The sequence below is a fragment of the Nonomuraea sp. NPDC050783 genome (assembly GCF_040802095.1).
In the GTDB taxonomy this organism is placed as follows: Bacteria; Actinomycetota; Actinomycetes; order Streptosporangiales; family Streptosporangiaceae; genus Nonomuraea.
Genome location: NZ_JBFAHK010000001.1, coordinates 635990 through 647609, shown reverse-complemented (window position 1 = coordinate 647609; position 11620 = coordinate 635990). Strand labels below are relative to the sequence as shown.

Below are 11620 nucleotides of genomic sequence, written 5' to 3'. Positions count from 1 at the left end.
TGGCCACGCACAACAAAACATCGAACGGATGAGGGCGTCAAGGGGCGCTCTTCAGCCACCGGGTAGGAAATGTTAGGTTTGCCTGGCCTAACAACCGCTGATTTTTTCTTTGAGGAGCACGGCTTGCACACCGGGCGGGACGTACTGCTGCGTACGGTCAGGAGCCAGTGGCGCCGGCTGGCCGCCGGCTCGCTGCTCGGCGCCGGCCACCAGGCGGGCGAGGCCCTGGTGCCCGTGCTCATCGGCCTGGCCATCGACCAGGCCGTCGCCGGCGGGGACTGGGGGCGGCTGCTGCTGTGGCTGGGCGTGCTCGCCGCCGTCTACACCGGCCTGTCGTTCAGCTACCGCTTCGGCGCCCGCGCCGGCGAGCGCGCCGCCGAGGAGGCCGCGCACGACCTGCGCACCGCCGTCGTCGCCAGGGTCCTGCACCCCGGCGGCGGCGCGGACGAGGGCCGCCTGCCCGGCGAGCTGACCGGCATCGCCACCGAGGACGTGCGGCGCGTCGGCGCGGTGGTGATGGCGGTGCTGGCCGGCGTCGCCGCCCTGACCGGCCTGGTCGTCGCCGGCGTGCTGCTGCTGCGTACCTCGGTGGAGCTGGGGCTGATCGTGCTCGCCGGGACGCCGGCCCTGCTGTGGCTGGGGCACCTGCTCAGCAAGCCGCTGGAACGCCGCAGCGCCGTCGAGCAGGAGCACGCCGCGCACGCCTCCGGCATGGCCGCCGACCTGGTGGCCGGGTTGCGGGTGCTCAAGGGCATCGGCGCCGAGCGGGCCGCCGTCGAGCGTTACCGGCGCACCAGCCGCGACTCCCTGTCCGCCACCCTGCGCGCCGCCCGCGCCGAGGCCCTGCAGAACGGCGTCGTCCTGGCCCTGACCGGCGCCTTCATCGCGGTGATCGCGCTGGCCGGCGGCGCCTTCGCCGCCGGTGGCGCCATCACCCTCGGGCAGCTCGTCTCCGCGGTCGGGCTCGCCCTCTTCCTGCAGGGGCCGCTGCAACTGTTCGCCTGGGTCAACGCCGAGCTGGCGCAGGGCCGGGCCTCGGCCGCGCGGGTCGCGGCGCTGCTGTCCGCGCCGCCCGCCGTGCCCCCGGGCGGGCGCGAGCCGCCGCGCGACGTGGCGGGCGCGCTGCGGCTGCGCTCGGTCACCCACGGCCGGCTGCGCGGGCTGGACCTGGAGGTCGGGCCCGGGGAGCTGGTGGGCGTGGCCGCCACCGACCCGGCGGCGGCGCTCGCCCTGGTGCGCTGCCTGGGCCGGCAGGCCGACCCCGAGTCGGGGACGGTCGAGCTCGACGGCGTCCCGCTGCGCGACCTCGACCCCGGGCGGCTGCGGGAGGCGGTGCTGGTGGCCGAGCACGACGCGGTCCTGTTCGAGGGCACCGTCGCGACGAACGTCACCCCGGCCGCCGAACCCCTGCGGGCGGAGGCACTGGCGGCCGCCTGCGCCGGGGACATCCCGCCGGACACGCCGGTCGGCGAGCGCGGCGGCGCGCTGTCCGGCGGCCAGCGCCAGCGCGTCGCCCTGGCCAGGGCCCTCGCCGCGGCCCGGCCGGTCCTCGTCCTGCACGACCCCACCACCGCCGTGGACGCCGTCACCGAGACCCGCATCGCCCAGGGCATCAGGCGGCTGCGCCGCGACCGCACGACCGTGCTCGTGACCACCAGCCCGGCCCTGCTCGCCGTGACCGACCGGGTGCTCCTGCTGGACGGCGGGCGGGTCACCGACGCGGCGTCCCACGCCGACCTGCTGCGCCGCAACCCCGGCTACCAGGCGGCGGTGCTGGCGTGAGCCGGGAACTGCTGCCCACCGCGTCCCCCGCCCGTACCCGCGCGGCGGTGTGGCGGATCCTCCGCCCGCACCGGCGGCCCGCCCTGGCCGGCCTCGGCCTGCTGGTCGTGGCCACCTCCGCGGGCCTGCTCATCCAGCCGCTGCTCGGCCGCGTCGTCGATCTGGTGGCCGCCCGCGAGCCGGCCGCCGCGCTGGTCACGCCCGCCGCGCTGCTGGTGCTCGCCGGCCTGGCCCAGGGGGCGCTGACCGCCTGGGGGCTGACGCTGGTCGCCCGGCTGGGCGAGAGCGCCCTCGCGGACCTGCGCGAGCGCTTCGTCGAGCGGGTCCTGTCCCTGCCGCTCGAACGCGCCGAGCGGGCTGGCTCCGGCGACCTGACCTCCCGGGTGACCGGCGACGTGGCGCGGGTGGCCGAGGCCGTGCGCTCGGCGCTGCCCGCGCTGGCCCGCTCGCTGCTGTCGATCGTCCTGACGCTGGTGGCGCTGGCGCTGCTCGACTGGCGTTTCCTGGTCGCGGCGCTGCTGGCCGTGCCCGTGCAGGCGCACACCGCCCGCTGGTACGTCCGCAACGCGGTGCCCATCTACGCCGCCCAGCGGGTGGCGACCGGCGAGCAGCAGCAACAGCTGCTGGACACGATCGCGGGGGCGTCCACCGTACGGGCCTTCCGCGCCGAGGCCGCGCACCTGGAGCGGGTGGCCGGGCGCTCGCGGGCGGCGGTGGAGCTGACGATGCGCGGGGTCGGGCTGATGCTGCGCTTCTACAGCCGCCTGCACGTCGCCGAGTACGTCGGCCTGGCCGCCGTGCTCGCCGCCGGGGTGCTGCTGGTGCGCGACGGCTCGGCCGGCATCGGCACCGCCACGGCCGCCGCCCTGTACTTCCACAACCTGTTCGGCCCGATCAACACCGCGCTGGCCCTGCTCGACGAGGCCCAGTCGGCCTCCGCGAGCCTCGCCCGCATCGTCGGCGTGGCCGACACCGTACCCCCCGCACCCTCCGCATCCCCGGCACCCCCGGCTCCGGGGCCGACCGTGACCGGAGGGGTGAGCGTGCGCGGGCTCGCCCACGCCTACGAGCCGGGCCGCCCGGTGCTGCACGGCGTGGACCTCGACATCCGCCCCGGCGAGCGCGTCGCGCTGGTCGGCGCGAGCGGCGCGGGCAAGACCACGCTGGCCAAGCTGGTCGCCGGCGTGCACGAGCCCACGGCCGGCACCGTCGAGACGCCGCCGGGCGTCGCCCTGGTGACCCAGGAGGTGCACGTGTTCGCCGGCCCGCTCGCCGACGACCTGCGCCTGGCCCGGCCCGCCGCCACCGACGACGACCTGCGTGCCGCCCTGGCCCCGGTGGACGCCCTGGACTGGGTGGAGGCGCTGCCCGACGGCCTGGCGACCGTGGTCGGCGAGGGCGGGCACCGCCTGACCGGCGCGCAGCGGCAGCAGCTCGCGCTGGCCCGGCTGGTGCTGGCCGACCCGGCCGTGGCGATCCTCGACGAGGCGACGGCGGAGGCGGGCAGCGCCGGCGCCCGGGTGCTGGAGCGCGCCGCCGAGCGCGCCGTGGACGGCCGGGCCGCCCTGATCGTCGCCCACCGCCTCACCCAGGCCGCCACCGCCGACAGCGTGGTCGTCCTGGAGGACGGGCGCGTCGTGGAGCGCGGCCCGCACGCCGACCTGCGCGCGGCCGGCGGCCCCTACGCCGCCCACTGGACGGCCTGGTCCCGCCACCGCCCCGGCACTCAGCCGGACGCCTGATCCCCCGCCGGGGTGTGCGCGTCGTAGAGGGCGCGCAGCAGGCGGTTGAGATGGGTGCGGTCGCGCCGGGTCAGCGCGCGCAGGAAACGGTCCTGCTCGACGGCCGCGGCGGCGGCGACGGCGTCCAGGAGGGCGGTCCCGGCGTCGGTGAGCGTGACGATGCGCCGCCGGCGGTCGCCCTCGTGGGCCCGGCGCCGGACGAGCCCCCGGGCGGCCAGGGAGTCGAGGACGGTCACGAGGTTGCGGGCGTCCACGGCGATGAGCTCGGCCAGGCGGCGCTGCCCGAGCGGGCCGCTCTCCCTGACGGTCGTCAGGACCAGGTATTGGGCCTGCGTGAGGCCGTGCTCGTGCAGGAACGCGGCCCACGACCGCGCGGCCAGCGACCCCAGCCGGGCCAGCAGGAACCCGGCCCCGCGCTCGAAGGCCGGCCGGTCCGCCTCATCCATGCCCCCCAGACTACCCGATAGACATGAAACATGTCCTTTGATAGACATGCGACATGTCTTTTGAACCGCGTCACCGCCACCTGCCGATCGGCGGCCAGTCGCTCCACGTCGTCGAGACGGGCGCCCCGGACGGCAGGCCCTACCTGCTCCTGCACGGCTGGCCGGAGTCGTGGCGCGGCTGGGAAGGCGTGATGCGGGCGGCGGACCCCGATGCCCGCCTGATCGCCATCGACCTGCCCGGCATCGGCGGGTCCACCGGGCCCGCGACCGGCGGCGCCAAGCGCCGCCTGGCGGAGGTGGTGCACGAGCTGGTACGCCACCTCGGCCTCACCGGAGCCACGCTGGTCGGCCACGACGCCGGCGGCATGATCGCCTACGCCTACCTGCGCCACCACGCCGGCGCCGACGCCGCCGGGGTCGCCGGGGTGGTCATCATGAACACGGTGATCCCCGGCGTCGCCCCCTGGGACGAGGTGCTGGCCAACCCCTCCATCTGGCACTTCGGCCTGCACGCCGTGCCGGCACTGCCGGAGACCCTGGTCGAGGGGCGCCAGCCGGAGTACTTCGCCTACTTCTACGACGCGCTGTCCGTGGACGCCGCCAGGATCACCCCCGAGCTGCGGGCCGCCCACGCCGCGGCCTACGCCGGCCGGGCCGCGCTCACCGCCGGGTTCGACCTCTACCGGGCCTTCGGCCGGGACGCGCGCGACAACGCGGCCGCCGCCGAGGCCGGCCCGGCCGGCACGCCGGTGCTCTACCTGCGCGGCGAGGGCGAGCACGGCGACCTGGCCGCCTACGCGCGCGGCTTCCGCGAGGCGGGGGTCGGCAACCTGGAGACCGCCCTGGTGCCGGGCGCGGGGCACTTCGCCCCGGAGGAGGCGCCGGCCCGCGTCTGGAGCCTGATCTCCGGCTTCGCCGGCTCCCTCCGCCTGCACCCGTCGGTGTAGCGCGTACCGCGAACGGTGCACCGCGAAGTGACGATCGGCGGCCGACGCGCGCCCGCCCCGCCCCGGCCTAGCGTTTCCCCCGTCACACCGACCGCACCGGAGCCGGAGGAACCGCCATGAGCAGAGGACTGATCGCCGCGATCGCCGGGACGGGCCTGGCCGCCGCCCTGCTGATCCCCGGGGGAAGCGCCCAGGCCGCCACGCCGAAGCCGCCGAGGCCGCCGAAGGGCGCCAGGGCGGTGGTCGTGGTCAGCCCGAACCCCACGACCGAGCGCGGCCAGCGGGTGACGATCACCGGTCACTGCGGCGGCGGCAAGGGCCTCAGGGCCGTGCTGGCCGGGATCGACAGGGAGCACCCGGTGTTGCGGGACATCCGCGTCGTCAAGGACGATCCGAAGGGCTTCGTGGCGAAGGCGACCCTCTCCCCCACCATCGGCAACGGCGTCGGCCCCGTCTTCGTGGACTGCGGCGGCGAGGCGGGCGTGACGCTCCTGGTCACCCACGTCTGACGCCGGGCCTCCGTCCGCCGACACCTGGGAAGGGATCCGCATGGCCGCCACGCCGCCGCCGCGACGGCGCGAGCCCGTCGCCGTCCGGGGCCTCGCCTGGCTGACCGACCTCGCGCTCGCCGCCGTCACCGTGGTCGTCTTCGTCGCGGTCGCCCTGGCCACGGGGGTCCACAGCCCCTGGGACGGCGTGATCCCGCTCGCCCTGTACCTGGGGGCGCTCCTGCTGGTGCGGCGGCGCCGGCCGACGGCGGTGCTGCTGCTGTCGGTCGGCGGCCTCCTGGCCTACCGCCTCACCGGGCACTTCTCGCCCGCCGGCTGGATCTGGCCGCTGGCTGTCGCCTACTTCACCGTCGCCGCCGCCTCCCGCGCGCGCTGGGCGGCCGTCATCGGCCTGCTCCAGCTCGTCTACTCCGCGCTCGACTTCCGCCGGGTCCTGGAGCTCAACCCGGCCCGCTACTTCATCCACGTCGTGGGCGAAGGGCTGCTCCTGGCGGCCCTCATCGGCGCGGGCCTCGCCTACGCCGCCGTGGCGCGCGGGCGCGAGCGGCTGCGCGACAGCGACGCCCGCGCCCGCGCCGCCGAGGAGCGGCTGCGCGTCTCGCACGAGGTCCACGACATCGTCGCCCACACGCTGGCCGTCGTCGGCGTGCAGCTCAACGTCGCCGCCGACACCCTCCAGGAGGACCCGGACGCCGCCGCCGAAGCGCTGCGCCTGGCCAAGGACGTCAGGAACCGGGCGATGGCCGACCTACGCGCCCTCATGGCGGTGCTGCGCGACGGCGACGGCGGCACCGCGCCCCAGCCGGACCTGGCGGCGCTGGGCACGCTCGTCGCCGACGCCCGCGCCGCCGGGCTGGAGGTGGTCCTCAGCGAGCGCGGCGATCCTGCCGGGGTGCCCGCCGCGCCCGCCGTCGCCGCCTACCGGGTCGTCCAGGAGTCCCTGGCCAACACGCTCAAGCACGCGGGGGCGGCCAGGGCCGAGGTGCGGCTCGGCTACGGGCCGCGCTCGGTCACGGTGGAGGTGACCGACGACGGCCGCGGCGTCCCCGGCGGCGGCGCGGTGAGCGAGGGGCACGGCCTGGCCGGCATGCGCGAGCGGGTGGGCGCGCTCGGGGGCACGCTCGCCGCCGGGCCGGTCCCCGGCGGTTTCGCCGTGCGGGCCGAGATCCCTGTGGCAGGCTCGCCGGCATGACGATCAGGGTGCTCCTCGCCGACGACCAGGCTCTCGTCCGGGCCGGTTTCCGCAGCCTGCTGGCCCGTTCCCGGGACATCACGGTCGTCGGTGAGGCCCAGGACGGCGAGGAGGCCGTACGGCTGGCCGCGAGCACCCGCCCCGACGTGGTCCTCATGGACATCCGCATGCCCGGCACCGACGGGATCGCCGCCACCCGCCGCATCGCCGGCGACCGGGGCGTGCCGGGCTGCCGGGTGATCATCCTCACCACGTTCGACACCGACGAGCACGTCTTCGCCGCCCTGCGCGCCGGCGCCAGCGGCTTCCTCACCAAGGAGGTCGAGCCCGCCGACCTGCGCCGGGCGGTCGCCGCGGTCGCCGCCGGGGACGCGCTCCTGTCGCCGGGCGTGACGCGCCGCGTCATCGAGCAGTTCGCCCGCCGGCGGGGCCTCGCGCCCGTGGCGGGGCGGCGGCTGGCCGGGCTCACCGCGCGGGAGCTGGAGACGGTCCGGCTCGTGGCGCTCGGCCTGTCCAACCACGAGATCGCCGAGCGCCTGGTCATCAGCCCGGCCACGGCCAAGACCCACATCACCAGGGCCATCGCGAAGCTGGACGTCCGCGACCGGGTCCAGCTCGTCATCCTGGCCTACGAGAGCGGCCTGGTACGGCCCGGCGGGGAGGAGGAGCCCGCGCCGGCCGGGTGAGAGCCGATTAGGTGAGATTGGCTCATGTTCGGTCTTGCCGAGGGCCTGATCGCGGTGGATGCTGGCGGCAACCCCGGTACCGAAGCCTGGGAGGTGGTCCCGTGCTCCACCGACTCACCCACAGGGCGGCCGCCGCCGTCCTCCTCCTGGCCGGCGCGCTGGTCGCGCCGGCGACCCCCGCTCCCGCCAGTGCCGCCGGCGCCGCCCCCGTGAGCGGCTTCATCGACGGCCACAGCCATCTGTTCTCCTACGAGGCGTTCGGCGGCCTGCTCATGTGCGGCAAGCCGTACGACCCGGGCGGCATCGCGCGCGCCCTGACCGACTGCGTCGACCACTACCCGAACGGCGAGCTGGCCTGGTACGAGAACTTCACCAGGACCGGCTCCCCCGTCGGCACCCACGACCCGGTCGGCTGGCCCACCTTCCGCGACTGGCCCGCCCACGACTCGCTGACCCACCAGCAGGCGTACTACACCTGGGTGGAACGCGCCTGGCGCGGCGGTCTGCGCGTGCTGGTCAACGACCTGGTGGCCAACCGGCAGCTCTGCGCGATCTACCCGCTGAAGAAGTACTCCTGCGACGAGATGGGCTCCATCAGGCTCCAGGCCCAGCGGGCCCGCGAGCTTCAGGACCACATCGACGCCGAGTCCGGCGGCCCCGGGCAGGGCTGGTTCCGCCTCGTGACCAGCCCGGCCCAGGCCAGGCAGGTGGTCCAGGCCGGCAAGCTGGCCGTCGTGCTGGGCGTCGAGACCTCCGAGCCGTTCGGCTGCCGCCAGATCCTCGGCGTCCCCCAGTGCACGCGGGCCCAGATCGACCAGGGCCTGGACGAGATGTACGCGCTCGGCGTGCGCAGCATGTTCGTCTGCCACAAGTACGACAACGCGCTGTGCGGCGTGCGCTTCGACTCCGGCACCCAGGGCGCGATCGTGAACGTCGGCAACCTGCTCGCCACCGGCTCCTTCTGGCAGGCCCGCACCTGCACCGGCCCCGAGCACGACAACACCATCGAACCGGCCGGCGTGCTCCCCGACCAGATCGCCCGGTTGTTGCCGCCGGGCGTCTCGCTGCCGCTGTACCCGCCGGCGCCGCACTGCAACACCCGCGGCCTGACCGCGCTCGGCGAGTACATGGTGCAGGGCATGATCCGGCGCGGCATGCTGGTGGAGATCGACCACATGAGCGTCAAGGCCGCCGACCGCACGCTCGACCTGCTGGAGGCGGCCCGCTACCCCGGCGTGATCTCCTCCCACAGCTGGGCCGACCCGGGCTTCTTCGCCCGCGTCTACGCCCTCGGCGGCATGATCACCCAGTACGGCCACGACGCCGCGGACTTCGTGGCCGAGTGGCGGCGCACGGTGCCGCTGCGGCAGCAGTACCAGGTGTCCGGGTACGGCTACGGCCTGGACGTCAACGGCATGGGCCGCCTGCCCGCCCCGCGCGCCGGCAACGCCGCCAACCCGGTGACCTACCCGTTCACCTCCTACGACGGCAGCGTGCGGCTGGACCGGCTGAGCACCGGCCAGCGCGTGTGGGACGTCAACGTGGACGGGGTGGCCAACTACGGCCTGGTCCCCGACTGGATCGAGGACATGCGCCTGCTCGCCGGCCCGGATCTCATCCGCGATCTGGCCGGGGGCGCGGAGGCGTACCTGCGGACGTGGGAGGCCGCCGCCGGATCGGCGCCACCAGCGTGAGCTGGCGGGGCCGCGCACCTGCCCGGTGAGGTGGCCGGCCACCGGCGCGTTCCGGCCGTTCCACGTCCATGTGGGGGTTCCGCCGCCCGCCGTCCTCGCGGAACGGCGCGGCGGCCGAGCCGATGAGCGCGGGCAGGTCCCCGGGGCGGGCGGCGGTTCCGAACGGCTGCTCAGCCGGGGAGGTCGTACCACTGGGGTTCGGCGACCGTGCGCGGGTCGGGGGCGGGGCCGGCGCCGGGGCCGGGGCCGGGGACGACGTACAGGTCCACGGTGTCGGAGCTGTGGTCGCGGGTCTCGTTGACGATCCAGTCGTCGGCGTAGGGCTCGCCCGGCCTGGCGGGGCGGCCGATGCCGAGGACGACGCGGCCGGGGAAGTCCGCGGGCATCCAGACCTTGCCGCAGAAGGCCGAGGCGCACGGCTCCACCGCCTGCGTGCCGATGCTGCCGTGCCACTTGAAGCCCTCGGGCACGATCGGGCCGACCAGCTCGCCGACCTCGTCCGGCGGCACCGGGATGACCTTCACCATGACGTTCAGCCCCACGGCGGCGAACGCCTCCTCGAAGCGCCGGCGGTCGGCCGTCGGGTCGGTGACGGTGACGGAGAAGTAGCCGTCGGACCGGTTGATGGAGACCGCCGCGTTGGCGTACTGGGTGGCCGGGCCGGCGGCGGGCAGGCCGACGCCGATCGCGACGGCCACGGCCGCGGCGGCGACCAGCCCGGCCAGGACGGGCCGGCGGACGGGCCGGCGGACGCGCCGCGACCCGGGGAGCCGCCCGCCCGGCAGCCGGAACGCCCGGCGCCCGCGCGGAACCGGCGTGTCCACGATCATGGCGCGCAGCTCGCGCGCGCCGGGCCCCTGCTCCGGCGCGTGCGGGGCAGGATCGATGGCCTTCACCAGGTTGTCGATGTCGCTCATGCTTCCCCCACCGAGATCGTCGAGAGCTCCGGACGCTCCAGCCTGGCCGCCAGCCGTTTGCGTGCCCGGTGCAGCCGGGTCCTGGCGGCGATCGCCGTGCATTCCACGACCTTGGCGATCTGCTCGCTGGTCAGCCCCTCCCAGCAGGCCAGCGCCAGCACCTCGCGGTCGCGCTCGGGCAGGGCGTCGAAGGCGGTCAGGAACGTCTCGGAGATGACGTCGGCGGTGTCGTCGGCCGAGCCGGTACGGCGAGCGGCGTACTGATGGATGGCTGGGTAGTACGCGTCATAGATCGCCTCGAAGCGATCTTGAGGTGTCACGAGGTCTCCTTGCGCCGGGTGCCGGACACTTTGGTACATGTCCGGCGCCCGACGGGGTGTTGCAGAGGCCCCGATCCGCGCGCGAGGTCAGACCGGGCCCGCCGTGGAGCGGCCGAGGTAGGTGACCGGGCCCGGGTCGGGCACGGGGATCTCGTGGAAGCCCACCCGGTCGTAGAAGGCGCGGGCGCGGGTGTTGGCGGTGAGCATGCTCAGGTGGATCGCGGGCACGCCCTTGGCCTCCAGCGCCCGGAGGAGCGCGGCCATCAGGGCACGGCCGTGCCCGGCGCGCTGGTAGCCGGGCAGCAGGTCGATGTGCAGGTGGGCGGGGTAGCCGGCCAGCTCGGGGAGGATCATCCGCTCCGGGTCGTGCATGAGGGCGACCATCTCCTCGGAGGGCGTGGCCGGCGGGCGCTCCGGAGCCGGGTAGCGGTCGGCGAGCCTGGGCAGCCATTCCTCGCGGTAGGCCCGGACGAAGGCCTGCGTGTCGGCGCAGCCGACGATGTAGCCGACCGCCTGCCCGCCGTCGCCGGCGACGAAGGCCAGGTCGGGTTCGAGGTGGACGTACGGCGCGGCGAAGATGCTGGGCATCAGGTCGAGGTCGGGGTACAGGTGCCGGGAGTCCTCGCCGGCATCGGCGGTGCGGACGCAGATGTCGTAGAGGGCTTCTTTGTCCGTCGCGTGCCGGTATGGCCTGATGGTCACGGTCATGGCGCTCAGACTGGCAGCCTGGGAGCGCTCCCAACAAGCCTTCCCGGCACCAGCCTCAGACCCTGGCGCGTTCGCGGACGGGGACCAGGCGGGCGCCCAGCGCGCGGGCGCCGATCACCATCGCCGCGGCGGCGAGGACGATGTCCTTGAAGATGTACTGCGCCTCCAGCGTGGGCGCGCCGGGGAACAGGCTGGTGAAGAAGAGCACGTACGGGGCGAAGAACCCGGCCAGCGCGCCGGCCATCACGACCAGGCCGGTCTTGAGCAGCCTGCCGGTCACCAGCGTGAGGCCGATGAAGACCTCCATCGCGGCGATCGCGGCCTGGGCCGCGTACCCCGACAACGTCCCCATGGACAGCTTCTCCAGCGTGGCCACCGACAACGCCTCGGCCGGGCTCACCCCGGGGAAGAACTTGAGCGTCCCGAAGGCCACGAAGACCAGCCCGAGGCTGACCCGCAGGATGTCGATGCTGTGCCGGGCCAGCCAGCCGGCCAGCTTGGCGGACACGGTCTCGATGGCGGTGGCGATCATGTCGTGCTCCCTTGCCGAGGATCGGTTCGTCGTGATCCAAGACTCCGGAATCCGGCGCCGTCCGGCATCCGGCTGAGGGAGGCATCCGCGCTACACCGCCCCGGGTACGGGCGGCGCGCGGCGTACCGCCCCGGGCCTAAGGGGT

The 11620-nt window shown here is 75.4% G+C and carries 12 protein-coding genes; 7 read left to right on the top strand and 5 right to left on the bottom strand.

Features of this window, described 5'->3' with window-relative positions; genetic code table 11:
* Positions 1-123: 123 nt before the first annotated feature.
* Together AB0H75_RS03035 and AB0H75_RS03030 are read left to right on the top strand one after the other, a co-directional pair.
* On the top strand, positions 124-1782 hold the full coding sequence (locus tag AB0H75_RS03035; protein WP_367789329.1) for an ABC transporter ATP-binding protein: 1659 nt from the start codon (positions 124-126) through the stop codon (positions 1780-1782).
* On the top strand, positions 1779-3524 hold the full coding sequence (locus tag AB0H75_RS03030) for an ABC transporter ATP-binding protein (protein WP_367789326.1): 1746 nt from the start codon (positions 1779-1781) through the stop codon (positions 3522-3524). Before AB0H75_RS03035 ends, AB0H75_RS03030 begins: the two co-directional genes overlap by 4 nt.
* On the opposite strand, the gene AB0H75_RS03025 is transcribed toward AB0H75_RS03030, so the two are convergent.
* Complete coding sequence (locus AB0H75_RS03025; protein WP_367789323.1) at positions 3509-3970, bottom strand: MarR family winged helix-turn-helix transcriptional regulator; 462 nt, start codon at positions 3968-3970, stop codon at positions 3509-3511. The genes AB0H75_RS03030 and AB0H75_RS03025 overlap by 16 nt on opposite strands.
* 53 nt (positions 3971-4023) lie before the next feature.
* Here AB0H75_RS03025 and AB0H75_RS03020 point away from each other — a divergent pair, with 53 nt between their 5' ends.
* The 5 genes from AB0H75_RS03020 to AB0H75_RS03000 all read left to right on the top strand — a co-directional run bounded on the left by AB0H75_RS03020 (position 4024) and on the right by AB0H75_RS03000 (position 8998).
* The gene (locus AB0H75_RS03020) at positions 4024-4917 is read left to right on the top strand and encodes an alpha/beta fold hydrolase (RefSeq protein WP_367789321.1); all 894 of its coding nucleotides are present in this window, start codon (positions 4024-4026) and stop codon (positions 4915-4917) included.
* A 116-nt stretch (positions 4918-5033) separates the two neighbouring features.
* Positions 5034-5426, top strand: coding sequence for a hypothetical protein (locus tag AB0H75_RS03015; RefSeq protein ID WP_367789319.1), 393 nt, complete (start codon positions 5034-5036; stop codon positions 5424-5426).
* Between the two features lie 40 nt (positions 5427-5466).
* Positions 5467-6618 carry a sensor histidine kinase gene (locus AB0H75_RS03010; RefSeq protein ID WP_367789317.1) on the top strand — a complete coding sequence of 384 codons (1152 nt, stop codon included), beginning with the start codon at positions 5467-5469 and terminating at the stop codon, positions 6616-6618.
* Complete coding sequence (locus AB0H75_RS03005) at positions 6615-7304, top strand: response regulator (protein ID WP_367789314.1); 690 nt, start codon at positions 6615-6617, stop codon at positions 7302-7304. The genes AB0H75_RS03010 and AB0H75_RS03005 overlap by 4 nt, the downstream gene beginning before the upstream one ends.
* Before the next feature lie 101 nt (positions 7305-7405).
* On the top strand, positions 7406-8998 hold the full coding sequence (locus AB0H75_RS03000; RefSeq protein WP_367789311.1) for a Coagulation factor 5/8 type domain-containing protein: 1593 nt from the start codon (positions 7406-7408) through the stop codon (positions 8996-8998).
* A gap of 170 nt (positions 8999-9168) precedes the next feature.
* Here the strand turns inward: AB0H75_RS03000 and AB0H75_RS02995 are convergent, their stop codons facing one another.
* The 4 genes from AB0H75_RS02995 to AB0H75_RS02980 all read right to left on the bottom strand — a co-directional run bounded on the left by AB0H75_RS02995 (position 9169) and on the right by AB0H75_RS02980 (position 11475).
* Positions 9169-9915: a hypothetical protein gene (locus AB0H75_RS02995; RefSeq protein WP_367789308.1), complete on the bottom strand. Its 747-nt coding sequence runs from the start codon at positions 9913-9915 to the stop codon at positions 9169-9171.
* The gene (locus AB0H75_RS02990; RefSeq protein WP_367789305.1) at positions 9912-10235 is read right to left on the bottom strand and encodes an RNA polymerase sigma factor; all 324 of its coding nucleotides are present in this window, start codon (positions 10233-10235) and stop codon (positions 9912-9914) included. The genes AB0H75_RS02995 and AB0H75_RS02990 overlap by 4 nt, the downstream gene beginning before the upstream one ends.
* An 87-nt stretch (positions 10236-10322) precedes the next feature.
* On the bottom strand, positions 10323-10943 hold the full coding sequence (locus AB0H75_RS02985; protein WP_367789301.1) for a GNAT family N-acetyltransferase: 621 nt from the start codon (positions 10941-10943) through the stop codon (positions 10323-10325).
* Positions 10944-10998: 55 nt separating this feature from the next.
* The gene (locus AB0H75_RS02980) at positions 10999-11475 is read right to left on the bottom strand and encodes a DoxX family protein (protein WP_367789298.1); all 477 of its coding nucleotides are present in this window, start codon (positions 11473-11475) and stop codon (positions 10999-11001) included.
* Positions 11476-11620: the final 145 nt, after the last annotated feature.

Bases quoted from the DNA above. Each gene is read 5' to 3' on its own strand.
- AB0H75_RS02985 (WP_367789301.1), bottom strand. From the start codon at position 10,943: ATGACCGTGACCATCAGGCCATACCGGCACGCGACGGACAAAGAAGCC.
- AB0H75_RS03020 (WP_367789321.1), top strand. From the start codon at position 4,024: ATGTCTTTTGAACCGCGTCACCGCCACCTGCCGATCGGCGGCCAGTCG.
- AB0H75_RS03005 (WP_367789314.1), top strand. From the start codon at position 6,615: ATGACGATCAGGGTGCTCCTCGCCGACGACCAGGCTCTCGTCCGGGCC.
- AB0H75_RS03015 (WP_367789319.1), top strand. From the start codon at position 5,034: ATGAGCAGAGGACTGATCGCCGCGATCGCCGGGACGGGCCTGGCCGCC.
- AB0H75_RS02980 (WP_367789298.1), bottom strand. From the start codon at position 11,475: ATGATCGCCACCGCCATCGAGACCGTGTCCGCCAAGCTGGCCGGCTGG.
- AB0H75_RS03010 (WP_367789317.1), top strand. From the start codon at position 5,467: ATGGCCGCCACGCCGCCGCCGCGACGGCGCGAGCCCGTCGCCGTCCGG.
- AB0H75_RS02995 (WP_367789308.1), bottom strand. From the start codon at position 9,915: ATGAGCGACATCGACAACCTGGTGAAGGCCATCGATCCTGCCCCGCAC.
- AB0H75_RS03025 (WP_367789323.1), bottom strand. From the start codon at position 3,970: ATGGATGAGGCGGACCGGCCGGCCTTCGAGCGCGGGGCCGGGTTCCTG.